10 protein-coding genes, 1 tRNA gene, 1 pseudogene and 2 riboswitches are annotated in these 19,225 nt (G+C 65.1%); of the genes and pseudogenes, 8 read left to right on the top strand and 4 right to left on the bottom strand.

The window, feature by feature from the left end; genetic code table 11:
* Positions 1-15 precede the first annotated feature (15 nt).
* Both L979_RS03980 and L979_RS03975 read right to left on the bottom strand, forming a co-directional pair.
* Positions 16-381 carry a hypothetical protein gene (locus L979_RS03980; protein ID WP_231559383.1) on the bottom strand — a complete coding sequence of 122 codons (366 nt, stop codon included), beginning with the start codon at positions 379-381 and terminating at the stop codon, positions 16-18.
* Positions 382-659: 278 nt separating this feature from the next.
* Positions 660-1,643: an NAD(P)H-quinone oxidoreductase gene (locus L979_RS03975; RefSeq protein WP_047689505.1), complete on the bottom strand. Its 984-nt coding sequence runs from the start codon at positions 1,641-1,643 to the stop codon at positions 660-662.
* A 140-nt stretch (positions 1,644-1,783) separates the two neighbouring features.
* Here L979_RS03975 and L979_RS03970 point away from each other — a divergent pair.
* Positions 1,784-1,871 (top strand) — tRNA-Ser (locus L979_RS03970).
* Positions 1,872-2,042: 171 nt separating this feature from the next.
* Positions 2,043-3,032: an acyl-CoA thioesterase gene (locus tag L979_RS03965; RefSeq protein WP_052209453.1), complete on the top strand. Its 990-nt coding sequence runs from the start codon at positions 2,043-2,045 to the stop codon at positions 3,030-3,032.
* Positions 3,033-3,155: 123 nt separating this feature from the next.
* On the opposite strand, the gene L979_RS03960 is transcribed toward L979_RS03965, so the two are convergent.
* Complete coding sequence (locus tag L979_RS03960; protein ID WP_047689500.1) at positions 3,156-4,577, bottom strand: LLM class flavin-dependent oxidoreductase; 1,422 nt, start codon at positions 4,575-4,577, stop codon at positions 3,156-3,158.
* An 81-nt stretch (positions 4,578-4,658) separates the two neighbouring features.
* Positions 4,659-4,773, bottom strand: a riboswitch (SAM riboswitch).
* Between the two features lie 98 nt (positions 4,774-4,871).
* Positions 4,872-4,987: riboswitch (SAM riboswitch) on the top strand.
* A gap of 10 nt (positions 4,988-4,997) precedes the next feature.
* On the opposite strand from L979_RS03960, the gene L979_RS03955 reads away from it, so the two are divergent.
* From L979_RS03955 to L979_RS03935, 5 genes and pseudogenes are all read left to right on the top strand, one after another.
* Entirely contained in the window at positions 4,998-7,160 is a 2,163-nt protein-coding gene (locus L979_RS03955) for an AMP-binding protein (RefSeq protein WP_052209451.1), read from the top strand.
* A 40-nt stretch (positions 7,161-7,200) separates the two neighbouring features.
* Positions 7,201-8,556, top strand: a pseudogene (locus L979_RS03950) (O-acetylhomoserine aminocarboxypropyltransferase/cysteine synthase family protein).
* Positions 8,556-9,059, top strand: coding sequence for a CoA-binding protein (locus L979_RS03945; RefSeq protein ID WP_047689470.1), 504 nt, complete (start codon positions 8,556-8,558; stop codon positions 9,057-9,059). Before L979_RS03950 ends, L979_RS03945 begins: the two are co-directional and overlap by 1 nt.
* Before the next feature lie 268 nt (positions 9,060-9,327).
* Entirely contained in the window at positions 9,328-11,910 is a 2,583-nt protein-coding gene (locus L979_RS03940; RefSeq protein ID WP_047689467.1) for a 5'-nucleotidase C-terminal domain-containing protein, read from the top strand.
* 15 nt (positions 11,911-11,925) lie between these two features.
* Complete coding sequence (locus L979_RS03935) at positions 11,926-14,676, top strand: ExeM/NucH family extracellular endonuclease (RefSeq protein ID WP_052209450.1); 2,751 nt, start codon at positions 11,926-11,928, stop codon at positions 14,674-14,676.
* Positions 14,677-14,799: 123 nt separating this feature from the next.
* Here the strand turns inward: L979_RS03935 and L979_RS03930 are convergent, their stop codons facing one another.
* On the bottom strand, positions 14,800-16,869 hold the full coding sequence (locus L979_RS03930) for an FAD/NAD(P)-binding domain-containing protein (protein ID WP_081993739.1): 2,070 nt from the start codon (positions 16,867-16,869) through the stop codon (positions 14,800-14,802).
* Between the two features lie 54 nt (positions 16,870-16,923).
* Between L979_RS03930 and L979_RS03925 the strand changes: the two genes are divergently transcribed.
* On the top strand, positions 16,924-19,170 hold the full coding sequence (locus L979_RS03925; protein ID WP_081993738.1) for a prolyl oligopeptidase family protein: 2,247 nt from the start codon (positions 16,924-16,926) through the stop codon (positions 19,168-19,170).
* Positions 19,171-19,225: the final 55 nt, after the last annotated feature.

Raw genomic sequence — 19,225 nt, 5'->3', positions numbered from 1 at the left:
TTCCGATCTCAACGGTCAGAAGCCGTGAGAGCGCAGAAGGTTTTCGGCACGCTGAACGCGCTCAGTCACGGCGTCGGTGCGGCGGGTGAGAGCGGAGAGACTGAGTTCATTGGCGCGTACGGCATCCACTCCGGGGCTGCGGAACCGGGCCATAGCCAGGGCTTCGGCGGCTTGGGCAAGGTCGTTGCCTGCACGGGAGAGTTCACGGTGGAGATCGTGCAACCATCCGCCGTCGGAATGCGGGATCTCCTGGTTCTGATCTGGGGCGAAGCCCTGGGTGGTCACGCAGATCTGGCGCACCCTGGGCAGAAGATCCGCAAGGTCATTGGCCACCGGCACCACTTGGGCCAGCAGGTCCTGGTCCTGGATCTGCTCGAGCACCTGGTGGAACCGGTCCAACCCGCGACGGAACCGATCATGCGCCCGCCGCCAAACGCCCTGGCCCAGTTCCTTTTGATCCCGGCGGCTTGCCAGGTGCTCTGTAAAAAATCCCATGGTGCAGACATGTTCTCAGACTTGGTACCCACAGGTTCTCAGACTCGGTGCCCACAGGTTTTCAGACGCGGTGCCGCCACAGGGCCGCGGCCCACCGTCGTGGTGGACTCCCGCCCTGTGGCACCGTGACCGCCGGCGTTGAAGCCACCAGGTGCAGCACTTTCTCATGGGATGAGCAGGACCTTGCCCATGTGGGTGCCTGAGTCGAAATACTCGTGCGCCTGTGCCACGTCTTCCAGACTGAATCGCCGATCAATGCGGACTCTGATGTCACCACGCTCCACCAGAGGCCATACGTGCTGGTGCACCTGGGCCATGATCTGCGCCTTCTGATCCTGCGGGCGTGCGCGCAAGGTGGTCCCCATCAAGTGCAGACGGCGTCCCATGACACTGGCCAGATCAATCTCCGCGCGGCGGCCGCCTTGCAGTCCGATCACCACCAGACGCCCGTCCTTGGCCAGGGCCTTGAGGTTCGACTCCAGGTATTTGGCGCCCACCACGTCCAGGATGACATCAGCACCGCGATCGTCGGTGAGTTCCTGCACAGCGTGGGTGAAGTCCTGGAGGTCGTAGCGGATGGGCACAGCACCCAAGCTCTGGACGTACTCCGCTTTGGCCTGGCCGCTGACCGTGGACAAGACCGTCATGCCGAATCCGCGGCACATCTGGATGGCCGCAGTGCCGATGCCACCGGAACCGCCGTGAACCAGGACAGTTTGCTCAGGTTTTGCCTGGGCCTCCATGAAGATGTTGGACCACACGGTGGCCAGAACCTCCGGCAGGCCGGCCGCCTCTTCAAGATCCGTCCCCTCGGGGACGGGCACAACGTTGGTGGCTGGGGCCACCACCTCCTGCGCGTATCCGCCTGAATCCAGTAGGGCACACACCGGATCCCCGACCTTCACGTTGCTCTCCGGGTCAACGTCTGGGCCGACGTCCGTGACGATGCCGGAGACCTCCAGGCCGAAGATCTTGGAGGCACCCTCAGGAATCTTGTAATTACCAGTTCTCTGCAACACGTCAGCCCGGTTGATACCGGCAGCCGTCACCTGGATCCGGATGCCATCAGGTCGCATGGTGGGGACCGGCTGCTCCGTGACCGTCAATACCTCGGGTCCACCCGGGGTGGTGTCCACAACTGCACGCATGGGTCTCTCCTGGGGGTTGGGTGCGTCGTCGTCGGTGAGCAGGGTCACCGAACTTCACGCAAAACCGTATTGCAAGAGCGTCGGCGGACTGTGCTAACGTGTTCCCTCGTACGAAGCGGTGAGAGCCGACTGACGTACATGGAAGGTTGTCCGAGCGGCCGAAGGAGCCGGTCTTGAAAACCGGTGTGCGGTAACCCCGTACCGTAGGTTCGAATCCTACACCTTCCGCATTAGGCAAAGGCCCGGTGGTCAGCGAGAAATCGCAGGTCACCGGGCCTTTGGCGTTCCTGAACCTCCCATCCGCCACCACTGTCCCCGCCCGAGACTCCCCACGGTTCGCCCCTGACCGCGACCACCCTTCAGCAGCCCACTGAGCAACCATCCGGTAGCTTGAATCCCATGGATTCCGCAAAGACGCCGTCTTCCACCGTGCCCCGCCGCTACACCGAAACCTTGCGTTTCCTGGCTGCTCCCACCGACCTTGGACATTCCGGCACGGTTGACGCCGGCCGGGTTCTGGAGTGGGTGGACAAGGCCGCCTTTGCCGCAGCCACCGCCTGGGCGGGCGCCTACTGCGTGACGGCCTACGTGGGAAACATCCACTTCCGCTACCCGGTTCAGGTTGGCGAGATGGTGGAGGTCACCGGCACAGTTCTGCACACCGGCCGCTCATCCATGCACGTCAGCACCGTGGTCCGTTCAGGTGATCCCAAATCCGGCAAGTTCGAGGAACGCGCCCGCTGCCTGGTGATTTTTGTGGCCGTTGACGACGACGGCAAGGCCACTCCCGTGCCCACCTTCACCCCGCAGACCCTGGAGCAAGAACTGGCACAACAGTACGCACTGGATCGCATCCCCATCCGGGATGAGATCACTGACCTGTTGGCTGCCCAATCCCCTGCCGTCGAAGGTGAGGCCGAGCGTGTGATCTTACGGTTCCTGGCCTCACCCACGGACGTGAACTGGGGCGGGAAGGTCCACGGTGGAATCGTCATGGAATGGATGGACGAGGCCGCCTACCTGTGCGCCACACGCTACTGCGGCAAGGACACCGTGGCGGTGTTCTCCGGCGGCATCCGGTTCCTGCAGCCGCTGCACATCGGGGACATGGTGGAGGTGGACGCCCGCCTGGTTTACACCGGCAACAAGGGCATGCACATCTGGGTGGAGGTCCGCTCCGGGGATCCCAAGGGGCAGGAGCTGGCGGTGACCACCAATTGCATCACCGTCATGGTGGCTCGCGACGACGAAGGCACCTCCATCCCCATCCCCGCCTGGGAACCTGTCACGGATGAGGACAAGCGCCTGTGGCAGCTGGCCCGGGACATGTTGGAGATCCGCGGCCGCGCCCCGGGCAACCGCCTGCCGAACCACATGCTGGAGGATTGAGCCCCTCATCCCCACCCGCCGAGTAGGCCGTTTGATCGCCCCTGACGTAGTCAGCAGCGATCAAACGGCCTACTCGGCGGAGAAGTGGGTGACTCCTACGCGGCGGAGCGGGAGGGGAAAGAGTCAGGCCTGGGCCAGGTCCCGTGCCGGGGTGTTGGCCGTGGTGGGTGCATCCACGAACGCGCCGCGGTACTTGGCCGCCGGGTGGGTGTCCAGCACCTTGGACTGACCGGCACCGTAGAGGTTCTCCCGCAAGGTGGAGCCCTCGTACTCGGTCCGGTAGCGCCCACGCTTCTGCAGCTCAGGCACCACGTAGTCCACGAAGTCCTCGAACGAGCCCGGGGAGACGTGGTACGCCAGGTTGATGCCGTCCAGGCCGCCGTCGTCGATCCAGGTCTCCAGCTGATCCGCCACGGTCTCCGGGGAGCCCACCAGCACCGAACCCATGCCGCCGATCGCGCAGTGAGCGGCGATGTCCCGCCGGGTCCACTCGCGGGACTTGTCCTGCATGGTGAAGGGCGCCAGGAAGGACTGGATGGACTCGGTCTGGACGTACTTGAGCACCTCGTCCTCGTCGAACTGGGACAGGTCCACCCCGGACCAGCCGCCGATGATCGCCTGGGAGGACTCCAGGTTCACGTACTGCAGATAGTCGCGGTACTTGGCCTCGGCCTCGGCGTCGGTCTCATCCACGACGACGGAGAGCATGGCGTAAATCTTCAGGTCGTCCCGGTCACGGCCGGCGTCCTCCACCTTGTCCCGGAAACGATCCGTCATGTATCGGGTCAGATCCGGGCGCAGGGCGGTGATGAAGGCGGCCTCCGCGTGCTTGCCGGCAAAGGCCTGGCCGCGGGAGGAAGCGCCGGCCTGGAAAATCAGTGGAGTGCGCTGCGGGCTGGGCTCGGTCAGGGCGGCTCCGGGCACGGTGAAGTGCTTGCCGTAATGCTGGATGGGGTGGACCAGGTTGGGATCTGCGTACAGACCGCGCTCCAGGTCCTTGACCACAGCACCGTCCTCCCAGGATCCTTCCCAGAGCTTGTAGCAGACGTCCAGGAACTCATCGGCGATCTCGTAACGTAGATCGTGTTCGATCTGGTGCGGCAGCCCCTGGTTCTCGGCGGCCGATGCCAGGTAGGAGGTCACCACGTTGAAGCCCACACGCCCGCGGGTCAGGTGGTCCAGCGTGGCGTACTTACGGGCCAGCGTGTAGGGCTGCTCGTACGTCACAGCGCTGGTCACGCCGAAGCCCAAGCTCTTGGTCACTGCCGCCATGGCGGAGATCTGCATGAAGGGATCGTTGACCGGAACCTGTGCGCCGTCGGCAATGGATGGTGCCGCGGAGTTCTTGTAGACGTCATAGATCCCCACCACGTCCGCCAGGAACAGGGCATCGAACTTGCCGCGCTCCAGGGTCTTGGCCAGGTCCGTCCAGTACTCGATCGTGTTGTACTCGGTGGCCCGCGAGCGCGGGTGACGCCACAGGCCAAAGCTCTGGTGGCCCACACAGGTCATGTCGAATGCGTTGAGGGAAATCCGCTTGCTCAGGCGAGGTCTCCTAGGAGTCTGCTCAGACCCACGCCCCGTGCGCCACCTGCGGTGACCATCCTGCGGGTCCAGCGCTTGGGTACGCCGTACTTGCCACACGCGGTATTGCGTGCGGCCCGATCCTCACCTGGGGCACCCCGCTACGGGAGAGGGTTGCCGTCCGGCCAGCCAGGGCTACGCGCCGGAACTCATGATCGTTCTGGTTCAACAGCATAACGACGACGCAGGTGCCGCGCGAACTCGGCGCTGAACTGATTTGCTCCGGTCCCCGGACTCAGAGTTCAATGACTGTGGTTCCCATCCAGAGCGGCTCAAGAGACCTGGCTCGTCGACGCCGCAGCAACCCTGCAGCCAGCACCGTCACAACCCGCGGTGCCTGCACTCGGTGCTAATGCCAGGACCGATGGAGTGTGATTGCTGATGTCTTCGAGCTTGCCCGCCGCCACCAACCAGAGCGAACAGTCGTTCTCCGATCCGGCGAACCCCACGCCCAATCCGGCGTTGATCTCTGATGATGCCCGGATTGACTTCTGGGCCGCCCAGGCATCCCGCCTGGACTGGGCAGAACCGTGGCACACCACCCACCGCTTCGAGAAACCACAGGTGATCGGTGAGGACCAGGACGGCAACCCCACCTACTCGGTCCCTGAAATCGCCTGGTTTGAAGGCGGCAAGCTCAACGTGGCCCACAACTGCGTGGATCGTCATGTGGAGGCCGGCCGCGGGGACCACGTGGCCCTGTACTTTGAGGGCGAGCCCGGCGACAGGTTGGTCTACACCTACGCTGACCTGCAACGGGAGGTGGCCCGCGCCTCTCACGCCTTGACCGATTTGGGTGTGGTCAAGGGCGACCGCGTGGTAATCTACCTGCCCGTGATCCCGGAGACCGTGATCATGACGTTGGCCTGCGCGCGCATCGGCGCCATCCACTCACTGGTCTTCGGCGGGTTCTCCGCGGAAGCCTTGAAGTTCCGCGTGGAGGACACCGGCGCCAAGGTCCTGGTCACCACCGACGGCCAGAACCGCCGAGGCAAGGTGGTCCCCGTCAAGGTCAACGCCGATGAGGCATACAGCGGGGACAACCAGATCGAGCACGTCGTCGTTGTTCGGCGAACCTGCCGGCCCGGCAACAAGCAACTGGCAGCGGGGACCCGCGGCGCCCGCTCCAACGACGAACTCGAGGTCCCCTGGACCCCCGGGCGGGACGTGTGGTGGCACGACCTCATCAAGGACGCCCCCACCGTCCACACCCCGGAATTCTTTGACGCCGAAACCCCGCTGTTCATCATTTACACCTCCGGAACCACCGGCCGCCCCAATGGCCTGGTGCACACCATGGGCGGATACCTGGTGCAGACCGCCTACACGCACGCCCTGCTCTTCGACCTCCTCCCGGACACGCTCGACGACGACGGCGCCCTGCGCCCCGATGAACTCTCCACGGTCAACGACCCAGCCAAGGTGGATTCCACCGTCCACTGGTGCACGGCTGACCTGGCCTGGGTCACCGCGCACACCTACGAGATCTACGGGCCGCTGGTCAACGGGGTCTCCGAGGTGATTTACGAGGGCACCCCCAACACCCCGCATCCGGGCCGTCATTTTGAGGTGATCGAGCGCTACGGGGTGACCAACTACTACACGGCTCCCACGCTGATCCGCTCCCTGATGGGGGCTTTCCCGCACGGGATCCCGCAGATCTACAACTTCTCCTCCGTCCGGCTGCTGGGCTCCGTGGGTGAGTCCATCAACCCGGAGGCGTGGCGGTGGCTGAGGTCCCAGATCGGGCGAGACCAGGTGCCGTTCGTGGACACCTGGTGGCAGTCGGAGACGGGGTCCTGCGTGGCCTCCCCGCGCCCGCACTATCCGCAATTCGCCCCGCCGGGCACCTTTGCGGCGGGTACCCCGGGCACCTCCCCCAAGCCGGGGTGTGCCACACGTGCCATTCCGGGGGTCCCCGTGCGGGTGCTGGATGAATCCGGTGAGCCGGTGGAAACGGGCCACCAGGGGTTGGCCGTGGTGGACAAGATCGGCCCGTCCATGGCCCGCACCGTGTGGGGAGATCCGCAGCGCTACCTGAGCTCCTACTGGCAGCAGTACGGCGAGCGCGGATGGTTCCTGGCAGGCGACGGCGCCCGACTGGATGACGACGACGATCTCTACATCCTGGGACGCGTGGATGACGTCATCAACGTCTCCGGGCACCGGCTGTCCACCATCGAGATCGAATCGGCGCTGGTCACCCACCCGTTGGTGGTGGAGGCCGGAACCACCCCCGTTGAGGATCCGTTGACCGGGCACGCCGTCCTGGCCTGTGTGGTGTTGACGCCCGCCGGTGCCGAGGTGTCCGCGACCCAACTGCACGATGAGCTGTGCGCCCACGTGACCCGGGAAATCGGACCGATCGCCAAACCGCGCGAGGTCATTGCGGTCCCCGATCTGCCCAAGACCCGCTCCGGCAAGATCACCCGGCGCTTGTTGGCCCAGCTCTACCACAACCAGCCCCTGGGTGATCGCTCCTCACTGCAGAACGAAGAAGCCCTGGATGCCATTGCGGACGTCATGTCTGCTCGGCGATCCTGAACATCAGAGAATCAACCAACCCATCCCACAGGAGGAATGCATGGCTGAGCACCAGTTCGGGTTTCGCACACGCGCCCTGCACGCCGGTGGAACCCCGGATGCCGAACACGGCGCCCGGGCGGTCCCGATCTACCAGACCAGTTCATTCGTGTTCAAGGACGCCGACGACGCCGCCAACCTGTTTGCTCTGTAGAAGTACGGCAACATCTACTCCCGGATCGGCAACCCCACCGTGGCGGCGTTCGAGGAACGGATTGCATCCCTGGAGGGCGGCATCGGCGCCGTCGCCACCTCCTCCGGCATGGCGGCCGAGTTCATCACGTTCGCCGCGCTGTGCGGGTACGGGGACCATGTGGTGGCCTCCTCCCAGCTCTACGGTGGAACGGTCACCCAGCTGGATGTGACCCTGCGGCGCTTTGGGGTGGAAACCACCTTTGTGCGCGGTACTGATCCGGCCGACTACCGCGCGGCCATCACACCGACCACCAAGGCGATTTACACCGAGTTGGTGGCCAACCCCTCCGGTGAGATCGCCGATCTGGAAGGCCTGGCGGCGGTGGCCCATGAGGCCGGGATCCCGCTGGTGGTGGATGCCACGCTGAACACCCCGTACCTGTCCCGGCCGCTGGAGCACGGCGCGGACATCGTGATCCACTCCGCCACCAAGTTCCTGGGCGGGCACGGCACCACCCTGGGTGGTGTGGTGGTGGAATCCGGGCGGTTCAACTGGGGCAACGGGAACTTCCCGCCCATGACCGAGCCCGTCCCCTCCTACAACGGTGTGAGCTGGTGGGGGAACTTTGGCGAATACGGGTTCCTGACCAAACTGCGTTCCGAGCAGCTGCGTGACATCGGACCGGCCCTGGCCCCGCAGTCCGCGTGGAACCTGCTGCAGGGCGTGGAGACCCTGCCGCAGCGCATGGACGCCCACGTGGCCAACGCCCGCTCGGTGGTCGAATGGCTCAACACGGATCCCCGCATCTCCTACGTGAACTACGCCGGTCTGCCGGACCACCCGCATCACGAGCGCGCCGCCAAGTACCTGCCGCAGGGTGTGGGCTCGGTCTTCGCCTTCGGTGTGGCAGCCACGGACGCCTTGAGCGCACGCGAGGTGGGTTCGCGGTTCATCGGCAGCCTGCAACTGGCCTCCCACCTGGCCAACATCGGGGATGCCCGGACCCTGGTGCTGCACCCGGCCTCCACCACCCACCAGCAGTTGACCGCGGAGCAGCTGGCCTCCGGTGGCGTGGGTGAGGACTTGATCCGCATTTCCGTGGGCCTTGAAGATCCCGAGGACATCTTGTGGGATCTGGACCAGGCCTTGACAGCCGCCACCGGGCTCACCGGGGACGGCACCGCATCGTCCACCACCCCTGCCCAGAACGGAGGCAAGTGATGAGCAGCGAACGCACTTGGGTGGGGCCATCTGCCCCCGAACGGTTGAACATCCTGCACGGATCACAGTCCGTGGCGATCGTGGGCATGTCAGACAAGCCCGCCCGCGCCTCCTACTTTGTCTCCACCTACCTCCTGTCCTCCTCCCCCTACAGGGTCTACTTCGTCAACCCGATCCTGGCCGCCAAGGGAGTGGACGTCCTGGGACAACCGGTTTACGCCTCACTGGCGGATCTGCCGGAGGTCCCGGATGTGGTGGATGTGTTCCGCAAGCACGACGACCTCCCGGAAGTCGCCCGTGAAGCCGTGGAGATCGGAGCCAAGACCCTCTGGCTGCAGCTGGGTTCCTGGAACGAGGAAGCCGCTGCCATTGCCGAGGACGCCGGGCTCAACGTGGTCATGGACCGGTGCGTGAAGATCGAACATGCCCGCTTCCACGGCGGCCTGCACCTGGCCGGCTTCAACACCGGGGTGATCTCCTCCAAGCGACAGGTCCTGGCCTGAGCAAACGCATGAGCTGGCCGACCGGCATCACCGGTGCCGTCGTCGTCGTCGTGTGAATTGGGAACGGAAAAGTGCCGCGAACGTTGGGTTCGCGGCACTTTTCCATTCCCAAGTTCTTGAGGGGTATCCGGAAAACCTCTGGTCACCTGGGGTTCACTCGGTCATGATGTGATGTGGCCAACTAACCGGTAACTTGCCCGCTGCCTCCACACCGGGGCATGTGTGACCGGTGACCACGTAGCTCACCACTGACCGAAGGACCTCTCCCATGTCCCGTCGCACCACACCGTCGTTCATCGCTGCCCTGGCGGCCGGAATCCTGACCACCACCTCTTTTGTGGTCCCGGCCTACGCAGATGAGACACCGTCCAACGCCATTGACCTGCTGTACTTCAACGACTACCACGGTCGCTTGGACTCCCGACCGGTCCAGTTCGCCGGTGCCATTGAGTCCGAGCGCACGGAGAGCTCCTTGTTGATCTCCGGTGGCGACAACATCGGCGCCTCCGAGTACACCTCCGCCTCCCAGCAGGACAACCCCACCCTGGACATGCTCAATGCCCTGGACCTGGATGTCTCTGCCGTGGGCAACCACGAGTTCGACCAGGGCCGCGATGACCTCACCGGCCGTGTGACGGACCGCGCGGATTTCCCGTACCTGGCAGCCAACGTGCGCGTGGGCGATGCCAACGGCCCCTTGCTCATGGAAGGCGAGGGCCATGACGGCAGCGGCGCTTACGACCTGTTCGAGCGCGACGGAGTGACCATTGCCGTGATCGGGGCCGTCACGCAGGCCACGCCGGAGAAGGTGGCGCCCTCCGCCGTCGCCGGTCTGGTGTTCACCGACCCCGTGGCAGAGGTCAACGCCGTGGCCGATCAGCTGGAGGCGGACGGCACCGCTGATGTGATTGTGGCCGCCTATCACGACGGCTCCGCCACGGAGGCCCAGGCCGCCACCGACCGGTTCTGGACGGAGACCTCCCCCAACGTGGATGTGATCTTTGGCGGGGACTCCCACGCGGAGTACAACCTGACCCAGGACGTCGACGGCGACGGCACCCCCGACCGTGCGTACATGCAGACCGGTTCCTACGGGGCGAACGTGGGCAAGGTGTCCTTCACCTACGATTCCACCACCGACTCGATCGACCTGACCAGCACCCTGACACCCACCTCCCAGATTGTGGCCGGACGCAGCGAGGACGAGCTGGTGGCCGCCTACCCACGGGTGGCCCAGGTCAACACCATTGTTGACTCCGCCGTGGCGGTGGCCAATGAGATCGGTTCCACCCCCGCCGGTGAGATCTCCGCGGACATCACCACCGCTTTCGGCGCCAATTCCTCCGGAGCCGTGGTGCGCGATGACCGCCAGAACGAATCCGCCCTGGGCAATCTGATCGGCCAGGCCTTCCGCAACGAGCTGGCCGACTCCCACGGAGTGGACATCGGCCTGATCAACCCGGGTGGCATCCGCAATGAGTTCTACTATGCGGACAACCCGGCCGAGAGCATCGACGGCGACCGCGACGGCGTGGTCACCGAGGCCGAGATCAACAACGTGTTGCCGTTTGCCAACAACATGAACACCATCGATCTCACGGGCGCCCAGTTCAAACAGGTCCTGGAACAGCAGTGGCAGCCGGCCGGAGCATCGCGGGCGTTCCTGCACCTGGGGCTCTCGGAGAACGTGCAGTACACCTTTGACGAATCCCGTCCCGCCGGTGATCGCATCACCTCCATCATGGTGGATGGCGCGCCCATTGATCCGGCCGCCACCTACACCGTGGCTTCCGTGTCCTTCCTGCTGGATGGTGGCGATGGCTTCACCGCCTTCACGGAAGGCACCAACTTCACGGACACCGGCCGGATCGACCGTGAGGTGTTCTCCGACTACCTGGGTGAGGCTTCTGCCTCGGCTCCGGTGGCTCCGCAGTTCGACCGCCGTGCGGTGAACCTCTCCAACGTTCAGACCCAGGGCAACACGGTGAGTTTTGACCTCAAGGAGCTCAACATGACCTCCTTGGGTGCACCGGCCAACAGCCAAGTGCAGATCCGCAAGGGTGGTGCCAACGGTGAGGTGATTGCTGAGACACCGGTCAGCGGTGAGGCCACCCGCGGTGCGGATGGCCTGATCGGCGGCACCGCTTCCGTGTCCTTTGACCGCACCCGCCTGGGTGGCGAACAGGCCTATCTGACGGTTGAACCGGCAGGCACGGCCATGCTACTGACCGACTCCGTCCTGGGTCAGGCCACTCCCGTGGACCCCGAATCGGAGACCGTGACCTTCACCGATGTGTCTGAAGGCATGCAGCACTACGAGCACATCATGTGGATGGCCCAGAACGGAATCTCCCGCGGGTGGGTCAACCAGGACACCGGGACCGCCGAGTTCCGCCCGCTGCAGCCCGTCAACCGGGATGCCATGGCTGCCTTCCTGTACCGCATGGCTGGTGAACCGGAGGTGACCCTTCCGGAGAACTCCCCGTTCACGGATGTGACGCCGGGTCAGGCGCACTACAAGGCCATCGTGTGGGCCCAGCAGGAAGGAATCGTCCAGGGCTGGGCGGACGGCACCTTCCGCCCCACACAGCCGATCGCCCGTGACGCGATGGCTGCTTTCCTCTACCGCATGGCCGGAGAACCGGCAGTTGACCTGCCCGCAACCTCTCCGTTTGTTGACGTCAACGCGGACATGCAGCACTACAAGGCCATGGTTTGGATGTCCCAGACGGGGCTCTCCACCGGCTGGGAGGACGGCACCTACCGTCCATTCAGCCCCACCAACCGTGACGCCACCGCAGCATTCCTGCACCGGTTCGACCAGCAGTTCGACCTGACCATCGGAAACTGACAGGCAGGAAACACCGTGAACAACTCCAAGCACTACTGGACCCTGCCCGCAGCCACCCTGATGGCCGTCCCTGCCGCCCTGGCCTTCACCACCCCCGTGGTGGCAGCCCCGCAGGACACTGCAACTGGTACGGACGGCCACGTTGTGATCAACGAGGCCTACGTCAACGGCGGATCCACCAGTGCCGCCTACACCCACAAGTTCGTGGAGCTCTACAACCCCACGGATTCACCGGTGGACCTGACGGGGTGGAGCCTGCAGTACCGTTCCGCCACCGGCACGGCTGCCTCCAACAACCTGGTCGCCCTCTCCGGGAGCATCCAGCCCGGAGAACACTATTTGGTGGCCGGCGGATCCAATGGCACCACGGGCCAGCCCCTGCCCCAGGCCGACCTGGACGCCGGGAACCGGTTGAACCCGGCCGGTACCCGTGGCACCTTTGTGCTCTCCGAGACCGCAACGGCCCTGACCCTCCCCACAGGCTCCGTCACCGGCAACGACGACGTGGTGGACCTTTTGGGATACGGCACCACCAACACCTTTGAAACTGCGGCGGCACCTGCCCCCACCTCCAACGCGGATGCGCGGTCCTTGAACCGCACCGACGGTGTGGACACGGACAACAACGCTGCGGATTTCACGCTGTCTGACCAGGTCACACCGCAATCAGGTGTTGACGACGCCCAAGTTCCGGAACCGAGTGGTTCCCCCACGGCATCGCCGTCGTCGGAGCCGAGTGCCGAACCCACTGCTGAGCCGACCACCCAGCCCGGTGAGCTGCTGAGCATCGCACAGATCCAGGGCACCGGGGACACCACGCCGTACCTCAACCAGACCGTGCGCACCCGCGGCGTGGTCACGGCGGTCTACGCCACCGGTGGCCTCAACGGCTTCCAGGTGCAGACCGAGGGAACCGGCGGTGACCTGGGCGAGGACCACACGGCCTCCGACGGCGTGTTCGTGTACGCACCCAATGCTGTGAACTCGGTGCAGTTGGGCGACCACGTGGAACTGACGGGCACGGCGCAGGAGTACTTTGGGCAGACGCAGATCTCCGTACAACCTGCAGGTGTCACGGTGTTGAGCGACCCTGCGGAAGCCGTGAAACCTGCCGACGTCGCCTGGCCGACCTCCGACACTGAGCGGGAAGCCCTGGAAGGCATGCTGCTGCAGCCCATCGGGACCTTCACGGTCACCAACAATTACGGGCTGAACACCTACGGAGAAATCGGTCTGGCCACAGGCGATGACGTCCTGCGCACACCCACTGACGTGGCGGCACCGGGCTCTGCGGAAGCTGAGGCGGTTGCTGCAGACAACGCGGCGCGCAAGGTGATTCTGGATGACGGCTCCACCTGGAACTACGGCAATCTGGGGACCTACGGCAATCAGCCCCTGCCGTATCTGAGCCTGGAGAATCCAGTGCGTATGGGCTCCTCCGTGACGTTCGATCAGCCTGTTGTGCTCGGCTACGGCCACAACGAATGGCGGCTCCAGCCACTTCAGCAGGTCACCGGAGACACAGCCGATGCCGTGCCGGTGGTGTTCCAGAACGACCGTTCCGAATACGCGGCACCGGCCGAGGTGGGCGGAGACGTCCAGCTGGGCACCTTCAACGTGCTCAACTACTTCACCACGTTGGGCGAGTCCGAGGCTGGTTGCGGTTCCTACAACGACCGCAGCGGAAACCCCCTGACCACCCGCAACTGCAACGTCCGTGGCGCCTATGACCAGGACTCCTTCCAGGCCCAGCAGGACAAACTGGTCTCCGCCATCAACGGCCTGGACGCCGGTGTGGTGTCCCTGGAGGAGATCGAGAACTCCGCCAAGTTCGGGCAGGACCGGGATGCTGCCTTGTCCTCACTGGTGGATGCCCTCAACGCTGACGCCGAATCGGACAAGTGGGCCCACGTGCCGTCACCGGCCCACGTGCCTGCTGATGAGGACGTCATCCGCACGGCGTTCATCTACCAGCCCGCCCGAGTGGAGACTGTGGGCGAATCCGCGATTCTGGACGATCAAGTCAATTTCTCCAACGCCCGTGAGCCGTTGGCCCAGACCTTCCGCCCAGCCGGTGGCAGTGCTTCTGAGGATTTTGTGGTGGTGGTGAACCACTTCAAGTCCAAGGGCTCGGACTCATCCGCCACCGGGGACAACGTGGACACCGGGCAAGGCGCCTGGAACGGGGATCGAACCCGGCAGTCACGGGCCATGTTGGAGTTCGCTCAAGGGTTTGCCGATCAAGCGGGGACGGACAAGCTGTTCCTGGTGGGCGACTTCAACTCCTACACGTTCGAGGACCCCATGCAGGCGCTCTACGACTCCGGGTTTGTGAACATCTCCCCGGAGGGCCAGTACTCCTACGCCTTTGACGGCATGGCGGGATCGCTGGACCACGTGGTGGCCTCCCCTGCTGCGGTACAGGCCGTGACGGGCTCGGACATCTGGGAGATCAACGCCCACGAATCCATCGGCATGGAGTACTCCCGGCAGAACTACAACGTGGTGAACCTGTTTGCCCCTGACCAGTTCCGGGCCTCCGACCACAATCCGGCGCTGGTGGGCTTCGCCACCGGTTCCGAGCCCACGCCGGGGCCGACGGAACCCACACCAGAGCCGACCGAACCCACCGATCCGGCTCCGACTCCGGAACCGACGTCATCCAGGCCCAACCACCAGGGACCGCCCGCCTCCCACCCAGGACAAGGCAAGGTCCCGGACCATGTCCGTGAGCGCTGGGGTGTCACCACGGGCCCACGACGCTGATCGGCAAGCCGGTAGCTGGCACCAACCTTATGTATGCGTGGAGACGGGCCCCTGAGAGGGCTGTCTCCACGCATACATAAGGTTGGTGCGGGCAAAACCTGGTTGGTCAGCGCAGGAGCGGGTTCAGCTCAGAACCTCAGCAGCCATGCGGTCGGCATCCGCCAAGGTGCGGGCCCCCAGTTCTGCCGGGGCGTGAGCTTCCGCGGCAATCGAAGTTCCCCATTGCGTAGAAGCCAACTGCAGCCCCAGGACCCAGATGTCCCGGGCCTGCCCGTCCGTACCCACAGCCCGATAGGGCGCTGCGGTGACATCCAAGCCGGGGCCGGGGACATGGGCTGCACCGTCATCGATGTGCAGGGACTTGGCGCGGACCAAACCGTTGTCGTGCATGGCAGTTAGCAGCGGGGAAATGTTTCGGCGGACCTCATTGGGCGGGGACATGGCCTCGATCAGCCAGTCCGCGCGGAACGGGTCATCAGCCACCCAGGGGGAACTGGCCTCAAAACATCCACGCTCCGCGTCCACCCGGAACACCGGGTTGGGCCCCAAGAACCGGACCACTCCGGCGCGTGCCAGGGCTGCCAGCTGGCGGATGCGCAGCGCAGGGGGGCCGGAGGCAAGGCCTTCCACCAGCGGTGAGAAGCTGCGCATGAGTTCCTCATACCAGGACTCGTCCTGCAGACCACGCTCGGCCACCACTTGTTTGATCAAGGTCCGGGACCAGTTCAAGGAGGAGAACGCCACCTTGGCGGGGTCGTCCTCCCCAGCGGCAGAGCCTGCGGCATCCCTGTCCAACCAGTGCACCAGGGCTGCCGCGTACTCCTCATGGGAGCCGAACTTCTGATCCAGGAACGGGTAGGACTGCCACGTGATGTTCAACCGGTTCTGGTAGACAACCGCCTGGTTGACCAGCCGCTCCACCTGCACGTCCCACGGGGCAACGTCCCGCTCAGTACCAGGGGTCAATCCAACAGCCGTGCCGGCGTGAACGCCCAGCGCAGCATCCAAGTCATCCAGGAACTGCTGTGCCGGACGGTCGAACACCTCCGGACGGACGCGGGCCAGAGTGCGGAAATACGTGCGGGTGGCATCCTTGCGCACCAACGGCAGGATGTCCCGGTTGAACACCAAATCCGGACCGGACACCAGGGAAACCACGGCCTCCCGTGTGAGGAACCGGTGGTCCAGGGATTGGGCGTAATACCCGGAGATCTCCGCTTTGGCCCGGTAGGGCGTGCCGCGGCGGGAGCCCACCACCACAAAGGGTTCCTGTCCGCAGGGTTTGTAGACCAATCGATCATCCGGCCCTTGAACAAACTCTCCCCCGCGGCCTTCGGTCAGTTCCGTGATGACATCGTGGAAATTCAGTCCCATGCCCCGCACCAACACCGTCTGACCCGCCGGCAGTTCATCCCAACGGACATCAGCCGGAACTGCCGGAGGTCGATAGTTCAGACCATGTTCAGCAGCGCCGTCCACCAGAGCCTTTTGATCTCGGCGCAGGTGCGCATCCAGATGCCCCAGCGCCAAGACCACGTGGTCCGCGGGGAGTTCCTGTTGCCCGGAGATCTCCACGGCAAACGGAGTTGTGCTGTCCTCCACAACGCGGGCACTCACCGCTTCATCACGGTGCACGGTCAGCTCAACGCCTGAAGGCAGTCCGGCTTGAAGGGTCCGGAACACCCAGTCCAGGTACAGCCCGTACACGCGCCGCGGCGGGAAATCGGTGGGACCCATGCCGGCCAAGACCACGCGGTCTTCAGACGTCAGAGCCGGATCATCCAAGGAACCGGCCCCCGCAAGGCTGCGCCACGCATCAAAGCTCATGCCCCGCAAGGCATCCAGTGGATCAACGGCCAGGACGCCGCAGTCGGCAATGACCGTGGGGAACAGGCTGGGGGTGTTCATGAGGTAACGGGGTGACTGGTTGACCCGCCACACATGCCCCGGACCCGGTGAGAAGGGATCCACCAGATCAATCCGCACGCGCCTGCCGGAAGCCGCAGCATGCGCCACCAGACGTTCCACGGCGGAAAGCCCCCGCGGACCGGCGCCGATGATCACCACGCGGGGCACACCCGTTGCCTCCCGGGGTTCACCACCGGCGAGCGCGTCATCACTCAAGGCATGGGAACCCAGGTCAGAGGACGAACGAGCAGGGGGAAGCACAGCGGTGTGGGGCGGGTTGGTCATGGCATCCAGGATAGTTCGGCACGGACCACGGCACGCTGCGCCTACGCTCGGACCATGAGCGCCCACTCCCAGGACCAGCAGCCCGGCCATCTCACCCAGCCCAGCCATCTCACCCAGCCCGGCCATGGCAGCCAGCCCAGTCCACCCATTCAGTCCGGCCAGCCCAACACCGAACCCTGCGAGCCCCAGGACAACTTCCTGTGGCTGGAGGCCATTCACGATTCCCGCGCCATGGACTGGGTCCATGATCAGAACATCCGCACGGAAGACCTGCTGGTGACCCCCGCCTTGGAGAAATTGGAGGCTGATGCCCTGGAGGTCATGGATTCCACGGACAAGATCCCCATGGTCTCCAAACAGGGCGAGTTCTACTACAACTTCTGGCGCGATGCCGACCACCCCCGCGGCATCTTCCGCCGGACCACCTGGGATTCCTGGATCAGTGACGACCCCCAGTGGGACGTGCTACTGGACCTGGACGAGCTCTCCGCGCGGGAAGGCACGCCCTGGGTCTGGGCCGGTTCCCGTTTGCTGCGCCCGCAGTACACGGACGGGCACTGGCGCCGTGCCTTGATCTCCATGACCCCGGATGGTGGGGATGCCCGCCGTGTCCGGGAGTTCGACCTGGTGGATCGCGCTTTTGTGGCACCCCAGGACGGCGGGTTCGACCTTCCGGTGGCCAAGACCTCGGCCTCCTGGGTGGATGCCGACACCCTCCTGGTGGCCACGGAAACCGGCCCCGGCTCCCTGACGGCATCCTCCTACCCCGCTCAAGTTCGCCAGGTCACCCGTGGGTCTTCTGTGGAGGAGTCACCGGTGGTTTTTGACGTCCCCCACCACCACATTCAGGCGTGGGCCGGGCGTGATCACACCCCCGGGTTCGAGCGCACCCTGGCCCTGGACGTGATCGATTTCTTCCGCTCCGTGACCTACGTCCTGGATCCTGAGGGCACCCCGGTCCCTGTCCGGGTCCCGGAGTCCGTTGAGGTGGACATCCACAAACAGTGGGTGCTATTCCGCCCGCAGGAACCGTGGCAACACAACGGGCAAACCCACGCGCCGGGCACGCTGTTGGCTGCCGAGTTGGAGGCTTTTCAGAACGGAAACACGGATCTTGAGGTGGTGTTCGAGCCGGATCCCCACACCAGTTTGCAGGGCTGGTCCTGGACGGCCGACCGCCTGATCCTGCGCCTGCTGCACAACGTTTCCTCGGCCACGCGAGTGGTCACCCCGGGCACCTGGAGCACCGAAGACTTCGGCACACAGTTGCAGCACCAGTCCACCTCCGTGTGGGCCGTGGACGACGAAGACCCCGAGCACGGCAACGACGTCTGGGTCTCCACCTCCGGTTTCCTCTCCCCCACCACCGTCATGCGCGCCACCCTGTCGGTCGGTTCTGCCGAAGGCTCGCAACCGCGGGTCCTCAAGCAGGCGCCGTCGTTCTTTGATGCGCATTCACTGAGCGTTCAGCAGCACTGGGCCACCTCCGCGGACGGCACGCGCGTTCCGTACTACCAGGTGGGGCCGCGCGATCTGGTGCTGGATGGCCGCAACCCGGTGCTGCTCTCCGGCTACGGCGGTTTTGAGGTCTCCCGCACCCCCGCCTACTCCGGGGTCACCGGCCGCTCCTGGCTCACCCGAACCTTCACCAACAACAACGACGACGGCCCCGTGGCCACCCACCGCACAGGGATCTACGTGGTGGCCAACATCCGCGGCGGCGGGGAGTTCGGCCCGCAGTGGCACCGGGCGGCGTTGCAGGACAAGCGGCATCGCGCTTACGAGGACTTTGCGGCCGTGGCCCAGGACCTCCATGACCGCGGGGTCTCCACCCCGGCGTCATTGGCCTGCTCCGGTGGCTCCAACGGCGGGCTGCTGGTGGGCAACATGTTGGTGAGCCACCCGGATCTGTTCGGTGCCATTTCCTGCGGGGTCCCGCTGTTGGACATGCGCCGTTACACCAAGCTGTCCGCCGGGACCTCCTGGATCGCCGAGTACGGGGACCCGGAGGACCCCGCGCAGTGGGAGTTCATCCGCACCTTCTCCCCGTATCACCTGGTGGAAGCGGGTGCCGACTACCCGCCCGTGCTGTTCTGGACCGCCACCAGCGATGACCGCGTGGGCCCCGTCCAGGCCCGCAAGATGGCTGCGCTGATGCAGGAGCAGGGGCACCGCAACGTCTGGTTCCACGAAACCCTGGAGGGTGGTCACGCCGGAGCGGGCGACAACAAACAGGCCGCCCGCTCGCACGCGCTGTCCACCGAGTTCCTGTGGAGGGCGGTCACCGGGACGCTGGTGTGAGCTTGCGGCCCCCTCCGTAGATCACCAGCTTGGCCAGTTCGATCACCAGGAAGAT

Source organism: Kocuria sp. ZOR0020, assembly GCF_000800955.1.
Classification (GTDB): domain Bacteria; phylum Actinomycetota; class Actinomycetes; order Actinomycetales; family Micrococcaceae; genus Kocuria; species Kocuria subflava.
The sequence above is the reverse complement of the archived record's forward strand: the minus strand, read 5'-3'. Positions and strand labels throughout refer to the sequence as shown.